At 72.3% G+C, this 14,470-nt stretch carries 16 protein-coding genes; 8 read left to right on the plus strand and 8 right to left on the minus strand.

Annotated elements, in window-relative coordinates:
• The 3 genes from ACFPFQ_RS40855 to ACFPFQ_RS40865 all read right to left on the minus strand — a co-directional run.
• Positions 1-195, minus strand: a 195-nt coding sequence (locus ACFPFQ_RS40855; RefSeq protein WP_379628637.1) for a hypothetical protein, incomplete at its 3' end; no start/stop codon positions are given.
• Positions 196-286: 91 nt separating this feature from the next.
• Positions 287-1,192, minus strand: a complete 906-nt coding sequence (locus ACFPFQ_RS40860) for a glycoside hydrolase family 16 protein (protein ID WP_379628638.1) — start codon at positions 1,190-1,192, stop codon at positions 287-289.
• A 108-nt stretch (positions 1,193-1,300) separates the two neighbouring features.
• Positions 1,301-1,903, minus strand: coding sequence for an AAA family ATPase (locus tag ACFPFQ_RS40865; protein ID WP_379628639.1), 603 nt, complete (start codon positions 1,901-1,903; stop codon positions 1,301-1,303).
• Positions 1,904-1,976: 73 nt separating this feature from the next.
• Here ACFPFQ_RS40865 and ACFPFQ_RS40870 point away from each other — a divergent pair, with 73 nt between their 5' ends.
• From ACFPFQ_RS40870 to ACFPFQ_RS40880, 3 genes are read left to right on the plus strand one after another with little or no spacing between them, the layout of a single operon-like run.
• Complete coding sequence (locus ACFPFQ_RS40870) at positions 1,977-2,720, plus strand: dienelactone hydrolase family protein (protein WP_379628640.1); 744 nt, start codon at positions 1,977-1,979, stop codon at positions 2,718-2,720.
• Position 2,721: 1 nt separating this feature from the next.
• Entirely contained in the window at positions 2,722-3,174 is a 453-nt protein-coding gene (locus ACFPFQ_RS40875) for a hypothetical protein (protein ID WP_379628641.1), read from the plus strand.
• Positions 3,171-3,956, plus strand: a complete 786-nt coding sequence (locus tag ACFPFQ_RS40880; RefSeq protein ID WP_379628642.1) for a methyltransferase domain-containing protein — start codon at positions 3,171-3,173, stop codon at positions 3,954-3,956. The genes ACFPFQ_RS40875 and ACFPFQ_RS40880 overlap by 4 nt, the downstream gene beginning before the upstream one ends.
• A 25-nt stretch (positions 3,957-3,981) precedes the next feature.
• Here the strand turns inward: ACFPFQ_RS40880 and ACFPFQ_RS40885 are convergent, their stop codons facing one another.
• Positions 3,982-4,761 carry a LytR/AlgR family response regulator transcription factor gene (locus ACFPFQ_RS40885; protein ID WP_379628643.1) on the minus strand — a complete coding sequence of 260 codons (780 nt, stop codon included), beginning with the start codon at positions 4,759-4,761 and terminating at the stop codon, positions 3,982-3,984.
• Positions 4,762-5,253: 492 nt separating this feature from the next.
• Between ACFPFQ_RS40885 and ACFPFQ_RS40890 the strand changes: the two genes are divergently transcribed.
• Positions 5,254-5,628, plus strand: coding sequence for a hypothetical protein (locus tag ACFPFQ_RS40890; protein WP_379628644.1), 375 nt, complete (start codon positions 5,254-5,256; stop codon positions 5,626-5,628).
• Here the strand turns inward: ACFPFQ_RS40890 and ACFPFQ_RS40895 are convergent.
• Entirely contained in the window at positions 5,589-6,137 is a 549-nt protein-coding gene (locus tag ACFPFQ_RS40895; RefSeq protein WP_379628645.1) for a TetR/AcrR family transcriptional regulator, read from the minus strand. The two genes, ACFPFQ_RS40890 and ACFPFQ_RS40895, sit on opposite strands and share 40 nt — an antisense overlap.
• 191 nt (positions 6,138-6,328) lie before the next feature.
• Between ACFPFQ_RS40895 and ACFPFQ_RS40900 the strand changes: the two genes are divergently transcribed.
• The 3 genes from ACFPFQ_RS40900 to ACFPFQ_RS40910 are packed head-to-tail and all read left to right on the plus strand — an operon-like array spanning position 6,329 to position 9,146.
• Positions 6,329-7,084, plus strand: coding sequence for an SDR family oxidoreductase (locus ACFPFQ_RS40900; protein WP_379628646.1), 756 nt, complete (start codon positions 6,329-6,331; stop codon positions 7,082-7,084).
• Complete coding sequence (locus tag ACFPFQ_RS40905; RefSeq protein WP_379628647.1) at positions 7,084-7,872, plus strand: SDR family oxidoreductase; 789 nt, start codon at positions 7,084-7,086, stop codon at positions 7,870-7,872. Before ACFPFQ_RS40900 ends, ACFPFQ_RS40905 begins: the two co-directional genes overlap by 1 nt.
• 47 nt (positions 7,873-7,919) lie before the next feature.
• Positions 7,920-9,146, plus strand: a complete 1,227-nt coding sequence (locus ACFPFQ_RS40910) for an acyl-CoA dehydrogenase family protein (RefSeq protein ID WP_379628648.1) — start codon at positions 7,920-7,922, stop codon at positions 9,144-9,146.
• Positions 9,147-9,886: 740 nt separating this feature from the next.
• On the opposite strand, the gene ACFPFQ_RS40915 is transcribed toward ACFPFQ_RS40910, so the two are convergent.
• Positions 9,887-10,390 carry a hypothetical protein gene (locus ACFPFQ_RS40915; protein ID WP_379628649.1) on the minus strand — a complete coding sequence of 168 codons (504 nt, stop codon included), beginning with the start codon at positions 10,388-10,390 and terminating at the stop codon, positions 9,887-9,889.
• A gap of 10 nt (positions 10,391-10,400) precedes the next feature.
• A complete protein-coding gene (locus ACFPFQ_RS40920) occupies positions 10,401-11,270 on the minus strand; it encodes an EamA family transporter (RefSeq protein ID WP_379628650.1) in 870 nt (289 codons plus the stop codon).
• A 69-nt stretch (positions 11,271-11,339) separates the two neighbouring features.
• Between ACFPFQ_RS40920 and ACFPFQ_RS40925 the strand changes: the two genes are divergently transcribed.
• Complete coding sequence (locus tag ACFPFQ_RS40925) at positions 11,340-12,191, plus strand: LysR family transcriptional regulator (RefSeq protein ID WP_379628651.1); 852 nt, start codon at positions 11,340-11,342, stop codon at positions 12,189-12,191.
• Here ACFPFQ_RS40925 and ACFPFQ_RS40930 read toward each other — a convergent pair.
• On the minus strand, positions 12,178-14,466 hold the full coding sequence (locus ACFPFQ_RS40930; protein ID WP_379628652.1) for a glycoside hydrolase family 3 C-terminal domain-containing protein: 2,289 nt from the start codon (positions 14,464-14,466) through the stop codon (positions 12,178-12,180). The two genes, ACFPFQ_RS40925 and ACFPFQ_RS40930, sit on opposite strands and share 14 nt — an antisense overlap.
• Between the last annotated feature and the right edge of the window lie 4 nt (positions 14,467-14,470).

A 14,470-nucleotide genomic window follows, 5' to 3' on the forward strand; every position in this document is an offset into this window, starting at 1 on the left:
GGACGTGACGGATGGCGGTGGCGGCTTCGGATGCGGAAGGGGGTTTGTGATGCGGAACTGGCAGTGGACCTGACAGATGGCGGTGGCGGCTTCGGATACGGAAGGGAGGTTTGTGATGCGGAACTGGCAGTGGACGTAGCCGTACAGCGGATTCGTCGCGCCGGGTGAAGCCGGCGCGCCCAGTCCCCTCTTCATGAACGCTCGTCGGGGAACGACGAGGAAGGTGAATGCCCGTGACCCCTCCGGGTTTCGACGCGCGCCGAACCGGAACGTCGAACCGGAACTGTCAGCCCAGCTTTCGCGGCACGTGGTTGGGGAAGAGCTGTGGCTGGCCGGTGGCCGGGTCACCGGGCGCGAGCGACAGGGTCGCGGGTTGGCTCTCGGGTAGCGCCCACTGGCGCGCCCAGTCCATGTGCATCGCCGTGCCGGCCGGGGCGTCGCCGAAGTAGTCCAGTTGCATGGTCATGACCATCGGGCGCGGTGGGAAGGTCCGCGGGTCGGTGGAGGAGTACCACTGCTTGCCGTCGATGTAGCCGGTGATCTTCTGCGGCGTCCACTCCAGCGCCCAGGCCGTCCACTGGGTGGCGTCGTGCGTCACGGAGCCTGCGTCCTGGTCGTTGTTGGCGCCGAAGTGCAGGTGGAAGCCGGTCTCCTGGCGGGAGGGCTCCATGATCTCCATCCAGTCGATCTCCCCGCCCACCGGCCAGTCCTCGGCCACCGGCCACAGCAGGATCACCGCGTTGAGGCCGCCGCGGCCGGCGTCGGACTTCACGCACGCCTCCCACCGCCCGTACTTCTGACCCGGGTGCCAGCTCATGGCGCCGGTGGTGCCGTCCTTGGTGCCGGTGATGGTGGCGATGCCGTCGGCGACGGTGATCGCGGCCGGCGTGCGCAGACCGCGACGTTCGTGTCCGGGCTCGGGGCCGTAGGGGTGCCAGTCTGCCGGCAGGCCGTTCTGGAAGTCGGACTCGCGGGTCGCCGTGCCCCAGCCGTACCTGGCCGCTGCGGTGGTCGAGCACTTCGACGGCCCGACTGCGACGGGGCCCGCCGTGGTGGTGGGTGCGGCCGCGGCCGGGGGCGACCTGACCGTCGGGACGGGCACCGCGGGCGGGGCGACGCTGCACCCGGTGACGACGGCGCACGCGACCAGCGCGACCCCCACGAACCGCGCCGCCGTCAACCCTCGCACCACGAAGTCCCCCTACCGCTCGTCCGCGCCGATCTCGGCATTGTCACCGGGTGACCTCGCGGCGCCGGGCACCGGCCCCGGCCGCCCGTCCCTGCCCCTCGGATCTGGACGTCAGTCGAAGCGGATGTGGCGCACCCCGACGGCGGCCCGGCGCAGCCGTCCCCGCAGCCTGCTGTCGTTGTTCGGTGCGATGTCCAGACCGGTCGTGCTCGCGATCCGCTCCGCCACGGCCGCGACGGGCACGTGGTCGGTGTGGATGTGCTCGGCGAACTCCGGCGCCTGCAGGCGTTCCAGGCAGTCGTCGAGTCGCCGGACCGCCGAGCTCTCCCATCTGATCCCGCGGCCCAGCCCCCGTTCCCGCAGCCTGCGCAGCACGGTGGCCCGTTGCGCGAGGAGCGTGAAGTGGTGGACGTCGTGACCGTCGGCGCGCAGCCGGCCGATGATCTGCGCGAAGTAGTCGAGCCGGACGACGGTCATCGGCGCGATCACCGGTCCGTCGTGCTTGCGCAGCACCATGTCGAGCACCTCGTGGACGCCGGCGCGCCACGCCGCGAGGTCCTGGAAGTCGCCGCGCAGCCCGGCCGGGGTCATGCGATGCAACCCGAACCCGACGTGCTCCGGGTCGCACACGACGCTGCCGGGCACCCGTCTCTGCAGCTCGAAGGACGTCTGGGTCTTGCCGCCGCCGAACGGTCCGTTGATCCAGAGCAACACCGGCCGACCGTAGCGGGAGCACAGAGCGAACAGTTCACCGCGCCGTCGCCCCCCCGCGAGTAGGTTCGCCCGCATGACACGTATCGACGTCACCGTCCCCACCCCCGATGGCGAATGTCCGGCCACCCTGCACGTCCCGGACGGGGGCTCCCCGGCCCCCGCGGTGATCCTCTACGTCGACGCGGGCGGCTTCCGCGAGACGATGCGCGTGATGGGCGACCGGATCGCCGAGATGGGCTACGTCGCGCTGGTGCCCGACGTCTACTACCGGGCGGGCGACTGGGCGCCGTTCGACCTCGCGACGGTGTTCTCCGACCCGGAGCAGCGCACCCGGATGTTCTCGCTGATGGGGCAGCTCACCGGAGAGCGGATCGGCAGCGACACCGGCGCCTTCCTGGACTTCCTCGCGTCCCGGCCGGAGGTGGCCGGCACGAAGGTCGGCACCACCGGCTACTGCATGGGCGGCCGGGCGTCGCTGATCGCTGCCGGTCACCACGGTGACCGGATCGCCGCGGCCGCGTCCTTCCACGGTGGCAACCTCGCCGCCACCGACAACCCCGACAGCCCGCACCTGCGCGCCGACCACATCGGTGCCACCGTCTACGTCGCGGGTGCCACCGACGACGGGTCGTTCCCCGCCGAGCAGTTCGAGCGGCTCGACGAGGCGCTGACGGCGGCCGGTGTGGCGCACACCATCGAGACCTACCCGGCGGGACACGGTTTCGCGGTGCCCGACAACCCCACGTATGACGCCACGGCCGAGGAGCGGCACTGGAAGGCTCTCGAGCAGCTCTACGGTTCGGTGCTGAGCGGCTGACGTGGGCGACGTCGAGTCGTGGCATCGGCGGTTCGCCGTGGAGCTCTTCACCGCGAGCTGGGAACTGCTGGGACGCCCCGATCGCGGGCCGGACGGCGACGCGGCGCTGATGGCCGCGGTGTTCGGGTCGGCGTGGCACTGGGACCAGGTCGGCACCGACGAGAACCGAGCGCTCGGCGATCACCAGATCGCGAAGGCGGCGAGCGCGGTCGGGCTGCCCGACGTCGCGTTGCGGTACGCACGCCGGGCGCTGGAGGCGATCGAGCGTGGCGCCTTCGGCGACTGGCAGCTCGCCGCCGGCTACGAGGGTATGGCCAGGGCCCACGCCGCCGCAGGCGATGCCGTCGAACGGGACCGCTGGGTCGCCCGCTGCACCGACGCGCTCGCGGCGATCGCGGATCCCGAGGACCGGGCGGTCATCGCGGAGCAACTGCGCGAGGTCACCGGCCCGTGACCGGGGACGGCTACCTCCTCGACAACGCGCAGGCTGCCGCGGGAACGCGCTTGCAGGCGTTGTCGGAGCTGTTCGACGCCTCCACCTTCCGCCATTTCGACGCGGTCGGGCTGACCGCGGGATGGCGGGTGTGGGAGGTCGGCGCGGGCGGACCCGACGTCAGCCGCCGCCTCGCCGACCGGGTCGGGCCGACGGGCCGGGTCGTCGCCAGCGACATCGACGTCTCCTGGCTCCCGGAGGGGAAGGGCTTCGAGGTCCTGCGCCACGACGTCGCGGCCGATCCTCCCCCGGCCGGCGGGTTCGACCTGGTCCACGCCCGGCTGGTGCTCGTGCACCTGCCGCGGCGGGAGCAGGCGCTCGCGTCGATGGTGACGGCGCTGCGCCCGGGCGGCGTGCTGCTCGTCGAGGACGCCGACCCGGTGCTGCAGCCGCTGCTGTGCCCCGACGAGTTCGGGCCGGAGCAGGAGCTCGCGAACCGGCTCCGGCGTGGTTTCCGCGAGCTGCTCGCCGCCCGCGACGCCGACCTGGCCTTCGGTCGGACGCTGCCCCGCCTGCTGCGGGCGGCGGGCCTGGTCGATGTCGGTGCCGACGCGTACTTCCCGATCACCGCACCGGCGGCAACGGTGCTGGAGCTGGCTACCGTCGACCAGGTCGCCGACCGACTGGTCGCCGCCGGCATCGCCACCACCGCCGAGCTCGACCTGCACCGTGCCAACCTGCGGGCCGGGCGAGTGCCCGATCTCGCCACCTCTCCCATGATCTCGGCGTGGGGGCGGCGGTGACCGCGGGCAGGTGAGCGCCTTCCGCTCAGCCCTCGTCGCGCCAGGTGCCGCGCAGCCGCTGGCGCACCTCCCGGACATGGCGGCGGCTGACCGGCAGGTCCACGGCCTCGCCGCCGCGCCCGACGGTGACGGTGTGGCCCGATCCGCCCTGCCGCATGGCCGTGACCAGTGGCAACGCGACGACGTACGAGCGGTGGATGCGCACGAAACCGGCGTCCTGCCAGCGCTCCTCGAGCACGGCGAGCGGGATGCGCACCAGGTGGCTGCCCTCCCGGGTGTGCAGCCGGGCGTAGTCGCCCTGCGCCTCCACGAACCGCACGTCCGACCGGGGCACGAGCTTCGTGATGCCCGCCAGCTCGATCGGGATGATCTCCTCGGTGGCGGTGGGGTCTGCGGCGGCCTGCTCCTCGTTGAGCGCCTTCGTGGCGCGGATCCGGTTCAACGCGGCGACGAGCCGCTCCCAGCGCAGCGGTTTGAGCAGGTAGTCGACCGCACCCACCTCGTAGGCGTCGACGGCACGGTCCTCGTGCGCGGTCACGAACACGACCGGGGGCGGCTCGGCCATGTTGGAGAACACCTTGGCGAGCTCCAGGCCGTCCAGCCCCGGCATGCGGATGTCGAGGAACACGGCGTCGACGCCGGGAGCGTGGCCCTGGCGGTCGTTGAGGATCCGCAGCGTCTCGGTGGCGTCGGACGCCGTGAGCACCGTCTCGACGCCCTCGTCCTCACCCAGCAGGTAGGCGAGCTCGGCGAGCGCATGCTCCTCGTCGTCGACCGCGAGGACGGTCATGCCAACCGGACCCATGCTCGTCTCCTCGTCGCCAGGCACGTAAAGCGAAGGTGACTGGTATAGCGCACCTGCCGGTCCCTGAGCAGGCGGGGAGGTGCAGCACAACCGATTGAGCAACCGACGCCGCCGCGCCGTGGCTGTGCGTCACGGCGGTTGGGCCGCCGGGGTGTCCCGCGCGCGTTGCGACCGTCAGCGATCGACCGTCAGCGATCGACCGTCAGCGATCGACGGAGTGGATGGCCGCCAGCAGGCTCGCGTTCTCGCCGCCGATCTCCTCTCTCATGTGGGAGTAGGGATACCTCAGATCGCCGCTCCACATGTTGTGACCCAGCCCGAGTGCGTGGCCGAGTTCGTTGGTGACGACGTGGTTGCGGGTCCACCCCTGCGGGTTGTAGAAATCGTTGAGCTGGACGGCGGCGTCGTACAGGGATCCGTTCGCCAGCAGCCCGTAGTGCCACCTCGAGGTAAGGCCGTTGCAGTTGTCTGGCCGTATTTCCCGAGAACGCGTTGGCCCAGTACGAGACCGGGCAGGTGACCGACCGGGCCTGGCCGTGGGCGCCGTCACCGGCCCCGGTGGCCTGCGCGCCGGCCGGCACCACGGCGACGTCTGTCTTGCCCTCCTGGCGCAGCGATGCGGCGAGCCGGGTGTGCCTGACTCTCGGACCGAATGTGCTGCGGGCGGCCGAACGGTGCCCGGAAAGACGGTGTTCGCCGCTGGGGATCGGCGATCCGTACTCCCTCGGCGGCTGCAATGCAGAGAGCGCTCCGGCAATCAGCAAATTGATTCGATGTGCATTTGTCGAATATTTGCTGCTGGGCTTTGAGGCAGCTTTTCTCGATATTCAGGCGGCGCCGACGATGCGCAGCGCCATCATGCAGTAGTGCTCGGCGATCTGCTCCGGCGTCCAGTCGCCGTCGGCGCGGTACCAGCGGGCGATGTCGATGCCCAGCGACAGCAGCGCGGCGGCCGTCAGGTGGGTGTCGGGGGTGTGGAACGCCCCGCTCGCCAGTCCGGCGTCGAGCACGCTGCGCAACGCCGCGTCGATGGAGCGCCGGATCGCGCGGATCTCGGCCCGGTGCTCGGGGTTCAGCGCCGCCATCTCGTAGTTGACGATGCGGGCGCTGGTGCTGCCGCGCGCGTGCGACATCGTGAACTGCCGCACGAGCTCCGTCAGCTGTTCGACCGGGTCGGTGGAGGTGGCCACGCTGTCTCGCACCAGCTGCAGCGTGGCCTCGTGGCCGGTCTTCGAGATCCGGTGCAGCAGTTCCTCCTTGGACCGGTAGTGCACGTAGAGCGCGGCGGGACTCATCCCGGCGGCCGACGCGATGTCGCGCGTGGTCGTACCGTGGAACCCCTTCGTGGCGAAGGCATCGATCGCGGCGTCGATCAACCTGCGCCGAGCGTCGTCGGATCGGGCGCCGCGGACAGACGAGCTCGCTGCCGTGCTCTGTGTCACAAGAGGCCTCACGATGGCGGGACGGTATTGACGGTGCAGGGCTGTCCGGACAACTCTAAGCGAGCGCTTAGTCAATGTCGACGGTGCGGCATGTCGACCGCCCGGGATGCCGCCGAGGAGGACTTGTGGGTTCGAGGTTCGAGGACCGCGTCGCGATCGTGACCGGAGCCAGCCGCGGGATCGGGCTGAGCATCGCCGAGCGGCTGGTCGCCGAGGGCGCCAAGGTCTGCATCACGGCCCGCAAGCCGGACGCGCTCGCCGAGGCCGTTGCGGCGCTGGGCGGGCCGGAGCACGCGATCGGGGTGCCGGGCAAGGGCGACGACGTCGAGCACCAGGCCGATGCGGTCAAGCAGGCGATCGCCGCGTTCGGCAGCGTCGACATGCTGGTGAACAACACCGGCATCAACCCGGTGTACGGACCGATCATCGACCTCGACATGGCGGCGGCCCGCAAGATCATCGAGGTGAACAGCCTGTCGGCGCTGTCCTGGGTGCAGCAGGCGCACCGGGCCTGGATGGGGGAGCACGGCGGCAGCGTCGTGAACATCTCGTCCGTCGCCGCGCTGCGCCCCGCCCCGGGGATCGGGATGTACGGCGCCAGCAAGGCACTGCTGTCCTACCTGACCACGGAGCTGGCCGTCGAGCTCGCCCCTGCGGTCCGCGTGAACGCGGTGGCCCCCGCGGTCGTCAAGACGAAGTTCGCGACCGCCCTGTACGAGGGCAAGGAGGACGAGGTCGCGAAGGGCTACCCGATGGGCAGGCTCGGCGTGCCCGACGACGTCGCAGGGGCGGTGGCGTTCCTGCTGTCGGCCGAATCGAGCTGGATCACCGGGCAGGTCCTCACCATCGACGGCGGCGCGCTGCTCACCGGGGGCGTGTGATGGACGGTGCCGGTGTGGACGGCCGGGGCGTGGTCGTCACGGGCGGTGGCAACGGCATCGGCCGGGCGATCGCCACGCGGATGGCCGCCGGTGGTGCCCGTGTCGTCGTCAACGACCTCGACGCGGGCGCGGCCGCGGAGGTCGCCGCGGTCATCGGCGGGGTCGCGGTGCCGGGTGATGCGGCGACCGAGGCCGGCGTCGCCGCGCTGGTCGAGGCGGCCACCGCGGAGCTGGGCACGATCGACATCTTCTTCGCCAATGCCGGGATCGGCGGGGGCGGCGGGCTGCTGGAGACCACCGAGGCGCAGTGGGCCCGCGCGCTCGAGGTGAACGTGCTGGCCCACGTGCGTGCGGCGCGGCTGCTCGTGCCGGGCTGGGTGGAGCGCGGTGGCGGCCGGTTCGTCGTCACGGCGTCGGCGGCGGGCCTGCTCACGCAGATCGGCTCCGCGCCGTACTCGGTCACGAAGCACGCCGCGGTCGCGTTCGCCGAATGGCTGGCGGTGACCTACGGCGACGACGGGGTGGTGGCGCAGTGCCTGTGCCCGCAGGGGGTGCGCACGCAGATGCTGGACTCCACCGGCGTCATGCGCGACATGATCAGCCACGACGGCGAGCTCGAACCCGAGCAGGTCGCCGAGGTGGTCTGGGACGCGCTGCACGATGATCGTTTTCTGATCCTGCCGCACGAGAAGGTGCGGGACTACTACTCGTTCAAGGCCGCGAGCACCGACCGGTGGCTCGGCGGCATGCGCAAGCTCAAGCGCCGTGTCGACGCGGCGCGGGGCTGAGCGGAGCTTGTGGAGCGAACATCTGATGCTGATACCGAGGGAGAGCCATGGACTTCGCGATCGACAGCACGGCCGAGGCGTACCGCGAGAAGCTCCTCGGCTTCATGGACGAGTTCGTCTACCCGGCCGAGTCGGTCTACGAGGAGCAGCTCGCCGCGCTGCCCAACCCGTGGGCGTTCTCCACGGCGCCGGTGATCGGTGAGCTGCGTGCGGAGGCGCGCAGCCGCGGGCTGTGGAACCTGTTCCTGCCGGGCGAGCACGGGGCCGGGCTGACGAACCTGCAGTACGCGACGCTCTCGGAGATCAGCGGGCGCAGCATCGAGCTCGCCCCGGTAGCGATGAACTGCGCCGCGCCCGACACCGGCAACATGGAGGTGCTGGCGCAGTTCGGCACCGACGCGCAGCGCAAGGAGTGGCTGGACCCGCTGCTGGCCGGTGAGATCCGGTCGTCGTTCGCGATGACCGAGCCCGACGTCGCCTCCTCGGACGCCACGAACATCGGCACGCGGATCGTGCGCGACGGCAGCGACTACGTGATCAACGGCCGCAAGTGGTGGATCACCGGCGCGATGAACCCGGAAGCCGCGATCTTCATCGTCATGGGCAAGACCGATCCCGAGGCGGCCCGCCACCAGCAGCAGAGCATGATCCTCGTGCCGCGGGACGCGCCGGGGGTGAACATCAAGCGCGGCATGCGCGTCCTCGGCTACGACGACCACAGCCACGGCGGGCACGCTGAGATCGAGTTCACCGACGTCCGCGTGCCGGTGGAGAACCTGATCGGCGGCGAGGGCGACGGGTTCGCGATCGCGCAGGCGCGGCTGGGTCCCGGCCGCATCCACCACTGCATGCGGGCGATCGGCGTGGCCGAGCGGGCGATCGAGTACATGTGCGCGCGGGCGTCGGACCGGGTGGCGTTCGGCAAGCCGCTCGCCGAGCAGGGCGTGATCCGGGAGTGGATCGCCGAGTCCCGGGTGAAGGTGGAGCAGCTGCGGCTGCTGGTGCTCAAGACGGCATGGCTGATGGACACCGTCGGCAACAAGGGCGCTCACACCGAGATCCAGGCGATCAAGATCGCCACCCCGGCCGCGGTGGAGTGGATCCTCGACAAGGCCATCCAGACCCACGGCGCCGGCGGGCTGAGCCAGGACTTCCCGCTGGCCAACTGGTTCGCCGGGATCCGGACGCTCCGCTTCGCCGACGGGCCCGACGAGGTGCACAAGAACGCGCTGGCCCGGGCGGAGCTGCGCAAGCAGGCGGATCGGCGGGGCTGAGGGGCGGCGGGGGCGGCCCCGCGGGGTACGCATTGCAGGAAAGTCCGTCATGGCCCTCGGCCGCCATGAAGGATGAGAACCGGGACGTCGGTTGCGGATGGGGGGCGTGCCCCGGCTTCAGGGCGCCCGCGCCGGGCGGGCAGATCAACAGGAGGGCACAACAGTCACCCGGCGCGGACGAGCCGCACCCCGCGGTCCTCGGGACGGCGCTGCGGTGCGGCTGGGGTGATCAACGCCCACTGGTTCGGTGTTGACCATGACCCAGTGGGCGTTGATCTTCGTGCCGGTGGTCGAGCGCGCACTGGCTCATGATCCAACCGGAACCGGTGGGCGTTGATCACTCGCCCGGCGCGGCGGGCTCTCGCAACGGGGCCGGCGCGGGGGTGTCGGGTGCGTTTCCCGGTAGGTCCCGCTGGTAGGCCGCGTTCGGATGGGGATTCTCCGGACAGCCACTCTGCCGCAGCGACGTTGCGGGAAAGTGGCTTTCCTGCAAGCCCCACGCGACGGTGGCCTTCCTGCAACGCGAGAGCCTGCCGCACCCAACCGCACCACATCGCCCTCGCCAGGGCCGTGGTGTGCGGCTCGCGCGCCGGGTGGGTGTTGTGCGCCCTCCCGCCGACCTGGCGCAGCCCGATCATGCGCCCGCCCCACGCCCCGCCACTCCACCACCTTGATGGTTGGGCGCGGCGGAGCCGGTGGTTCTCAGCGCCGCGTGATCCACGGCCCGATCGCATGCGCTCCTAGGGCCACAGCGCGACGGCCGTGGCCGCCGCGCTGATCACGAACAGCAGCACGGCGGTGATCCCGACGGCGCCGAGCCGGGCGAGACCCGTGCGCGGCGGGGCCGGGATCCGCATCGCGGTGCCGCGCACGGTCAGCGGGTCGAGCCAGGCCCGCACCGGGCCGCTGCGCATCCGCAGGAACACCAGCACCGGCAGGATCAGCCCGGTGGCCGGCAGGAACGTGGCGAAGCGGATCATCTGGTAGATCCGCACGGCGACGAGCACGCCGAGCAGCACCAGCAGCAGCACCCGGCCGCCGGGACGGCGCAGCCGCCACACCAGCCACCAGCACACCAGCCCGAGCACGACGAGGAACCAGCCGAACACCCGTGTCGAGGTCTCGGACTCGGGGTTCTGCTCGAGCAACCCGTTGACCACACTGGTGAAACCGGTGATCAGGATGAGCACCCGCACCACCGTGACACCCCGCTGGCGGGGTCCGACCGTCGCTGTGTCGACCACCTCGCGGACGCTACGCGCGTGCGCGGACGGCCCCCACGCTGGCGGCGACGACCAGCGCGATCGCCACCCCTTCGAGCGGGTCGAGCCGCTGTCCCAACAGGACGAACCCGGCGACGGCGGCGAGTGCGGGCGCCAGGCTCATCAGGATCGCGAAGCTCGCCGCGCGCAGCCGTCGCAGTGCCGTCAGCTCGAAGACGTACGGGATCAACGACGACAGCAGCGCGACGGCCGCTCCCATCCCGAGCACGGCGGGGGAGAACACCCCGGGACCGGCCGTGACGAGCCCGATCGGCACGCTGATCGCCGTGGCCACCACCATCGCGAGCGCCAGCCCGTCGAGCCTCGCGAAGCGGCCGCCCGTGCGCTGCGACAGCACGATGTAGGCCGCCCACAGCGCCCCGGCCGCGAGCGCGAACGCACCACCGACGAGGTTGATCCCGCCGATGCCGTCGCGCCCCAGCAGCGCGACGCCGCCCAGCGCGAGCGCCGCCCACAGCCAGCGCGCCGCGCCGCGGGCCGCCACCACCGACAGCACCAGCGGGCCGAGGAACTCGATCGTGACGGCGGCACCCAGCGGCACCCGGGAGATCGCCTCGTAGAACAGCATGTTCATGGCCGCGAGCGTCGCGCCGAACGCGATGACCACTGCCCAGTCGGCACGGGTGCGGCCGCGCAGCGCCGGGCGGCACACCGCCAGCAGCACCACTGCCGAGAGGCCCAGCCGCAGCCCGACGGTGGCGGGCCCGCCGATCATCGGGATCAGCACGGTCGCGAGGGCGGCGCCGGCGTGCAGGCACAGCTGGCCGCTCAGCGCCATCGTCACGGCACCTGCCTGGCGGGTGCCGGCAGCGGTGTCGGGAACGGGCAGCACGTCGGTCACGGGAGCGACGCTACGAGCGGTCGATCGGCATCGGAAATGCCTATCCAGCGGCGGTTATGCTTGCCGGACATGACCATCGAGCTGCGTCACCTGCGCTGCTTCCTCGCCATCGCCGAGGACGGCAGCATCACCCGCGCCGCCGCGCGCCTGCACCTCGGGCAGCCCGCGCTCTCCCGCACGCTGCGCCAGCTCGAGCAGCACCTGGGCCTGCGCCTGATCGATCGCTCCACCCACCACCTCGAGCTGACCGCGGCCGGGCTGGCGTTCCGGGCGCGGGCCCGCACGGCGCTCGCCGCGGTGGACGACGCGCTGGACCCGTCCCGGCTGGGTGTCTGGCCGCTGCGCCTGGGCTGGGTGTGGTCGGCGCTCGGTGATCGCACGGCCGCGCTGCTGCAACGCTGGCGCGAGGCGCACCCGGACGTCGGGCTGGAGCTGGTGCGCGGCACCGACCGCACGGCGGGCCTCGAGGAGGGCCGCGTCGACGCCGTGCTGCTGCGCGGCGCGGTGCCACCCGGGCTGCAGAGCGCGCTGCTGCACGTGGAGCCGCGGCTGGCCGCTGTGCCGGCGGGCGACCCGCTCGCGCGCCGCCGCGACGTCACGCTCGCCGACCTCGCCGACCACCCGGTGGTGGTCGACCGCGCCACCGGCACCACCACCGCGGCGCTGTGGCCGCCCCGGCAGCGACCGGACACCGTCGTCGTCACCTCGCTCGACGAGTGGCTGATCACCATCGCCGACGGGCGCGGCGTGGGCGTCACCGCGGCGGCGACGCCCGAGCTGCACCCGTTCCCCGGTGTCGCCTACGTGCCGCTGGTGGGCGTCGCAGGGATCCCGGTGCAGCTCGCCTGGACCGATCCGCCGACCCACCCGGGGGTGCCGGACCTGCTCGCGGTGGCCCGCGCGGTCGTCAGCCGCCCGTGATCTGCTCCACCATCTCGTGGGTGATGCCGCCCCCGGCGAACAGGGCGAGCACCGAGATCGGCATGTCCGCCACCTCGCGCAGCAGCCCGGGGTTCGCCGCGAGCGTGCCCGGCTCGACCCCGTAGGCCGCGGCCGCCACCGCGAGCAGCTGCGCCGCGGCCCGGGGCTGCGCGAAGCACTCCTGCACCGTCGACATCCGGTCCAGCGGCCGCATCGGCGGTGTCGCGGCCACCGTGATCAGGCGCCGCTGCCGCAGGTCCCGCGACGACGCCCCCACCGCGATCTCGAACTCGCCGCCCTCGAGCCGCCAGCCCCCGTCGCGCTCGGACCAGTAGGACAGGTCGCGCGCGGTGAGCGTGAACGTGATCTCCTGCGACTCACCGGCCCGCAGCGACGGCTTGGCGAACCCCTTGAGCTCGCGCGGCGGCCGTGCCACCGACGACTCCGGGTCGCCGACGTAGAGCTGCACCACCTCGCGGCCGTCGCGGGCACCGGTGTTGGTGATCCTGCAGCTGACGGTGATCGCGAGATCGCCGCTGTCGTGCGAGCCCGCGGTGTGCACCGCGAGCCCCGAGTACGCGAACGACGTGTAGGTGAGCCCGTGCCCGAACGGGAACGACACCTCGCGGTCGAGGGCGTCGTAGCCGCGGTAGCCGACGAACACGCCCTCGCCGTAGCGGACGTGGCCGTCCTCGCCGGGGAAGTTCAGGTACGACGGGTTGTCCTCCAGCCGCAGCGGGATCGTCTCGGCCAGCCGTCCCGTCGGGGCGACGGCGCCCGTGAGCACGTCGGCGATCGCCCCACCCGCTGCCTGCCCGGACAGCCAGCACTCCAGGATCGCCGTGGCGTGGTGCTGCCAGGGGGCGATGCGCACGGCCGACCCGTTGGCCAGCACCACCACGATCGGCACGCCGGTGCCCGCCAGCAGGGCGAGCAGGTCGGTCTGGTCGGCGGGCAGGTCGATGTGGTCCCGGTCGTAGCCCTCGGACTCGGCCGAGCCGGGCAGCCCCAGGAACGCGACGACGACGTCGGCGTTCTCCGCGGCGTTCAGCGCGTCGGCGACCAGGTCGGCGGGGTCGGCCTCGGAGCCGGCTGCGTCGATCGCGAAGCCCGGCGCGAAGCGCACCGTCGATGCCGGCAGCGCCGCGTCCAGCTCGTCGAGCGGTGAGTCGAGACGGGTGGGGGAGACGCGGGAGCTGCCCGCGCCCTGGTACCGGGGGGTGCGGGCGAACTCGCCGATCACCGCGACGCGCCTGCCCGGCCGGTCGGCCAGCGGCAGCAGGTCGCCGTTGTTCACCAGCAGTACCGCGCTCTCGGCGGCGGCGCGGCGGGCGAGCGCGTGGTGGGCGTCGGTGAGCTCGGCGATGCTCTGCTCGGCCGGGGCGCGGTGACGGGCCCGGCCGACCAGGTCCAGCACGCGGGCGGCCGTGGCGTCGAGCACCGACTCCTCGACGCTGCCGTCGCGCACGCCCTCGACGACGCGGCGGTCGCTCACCCCGAGGTCCGGCGGCATCTCCAGGTCCAGCCCGGCGGCCAGCGCCGCGGCGCGGTCGTGCACGGCACCCCAGTCGGACACGACGAGGCCGTCGAAGCCCCACTCGCCGCGCAGCACGTCGGTGAGCAGCCAGTGGTGCTCTGACGCGTAGGTGCCGTTGACCTTGTTGTAGGAACACATCACCGTCCACGGCTGCTGGGTGGTGACGACGTGCTCGAACGCGGGCAGGTAGATCTCCCGCAGCGTGCGCGCGTCGACGTCGGCGCTCACGCGCATCCGGTCGGACTCCTGGTTGTTGGCCGCGAAGTGCTTGAGCGACGCACCGACGTCGCGTGACTGCAGGCCGGCGACCATCGGCGCGGCCATCCGCCCGGCGTGGTGGGGATCCTCCGAGAGGTACTCGAAGTTGCGCCCGCACAGCGGGGAGCGCTTGATGTTGACGCCCGGCCCCAGCACCACCGCGACGTCGAGAGCGCGCGCCTCGTCGGCGATGGCCACGGCCACCTCGTGCGCCAGCTCCGGATCCCAGGACGACCCGAGCGCCGACGCCGTCGGGAAGCAGGTGGCAGGCTCCGCGCCCGTCATCTCGAGCAGGTCGCCCGGCAGCGGGACACGCAGGCCGTGCGGCCCGTCGGCCACGGTGATCGACTCGACGCCGTGCTCGGGGATCGCCGTGGTGGTCCAGGTGCCGGCCCCGATGGAGAGGGCTGCCTTCTGCTCGACGGTCAGGTCCGTCGCCTTCGGCAGCGGTGGCGGGGTGGGCGAGGAGGTGTCGGCCATGCCG

The sequence above is a fragment of the Pseudonocardia sp. GCM10023141 genome, from assembly GCF_042653605.1.

What these genes read in the sequence shown, in the direction of transcription:
- ACFPFQ_RS40870 (WP_379628640.1), top strand. Translation starts at nt 1,977, where the DNA reads ATGACACGTATCGACGTCACCGTCCCCACCCCCGATGGCGAATGTCCG.
- ACFPFQ_RS40885 (WP_379628643.1), bottom strand. Translation starts at nt 4,761, where the DNA reads ATGGGTCCGGTTGGCATGACCGTCCTCGCGGTCGACGACGAGGAGCAT.
- ACFPFQ_RS40905 (WP_379628647.1), top strand. Translation starts at nt 7,084, where the DNA reads ATGGACGGTGCCGGTGTGGACGGCCGGGGCGTGGTCGTCACGGGCGGT.
- ACFPFQ_RS40910 (WP_379628648.1), top strand. Translation starts at nt 7,920, where the DNA reads ATGGACTTCGCGATCGACAGCACGGCCGAGGCGTACCGCGAGAAGCTC.
- ACFPFQ_RS40925 (WP_379628651.1), top strand. Translation starts at nt 11,340, where the DNA reads ATGACCATCGAGCTGCGTCACCTGCGCTGCTTCCTCGCCATCGCCGAG.
- ACFPFQ_RS40930 (WP_379628652.1), bottom strand. Translation starts at nt 14,466, where the DNA reads ATGGCCGACACCTCCTCGCCCACCCCGCCACCGCTGCCGAAGGCGACG.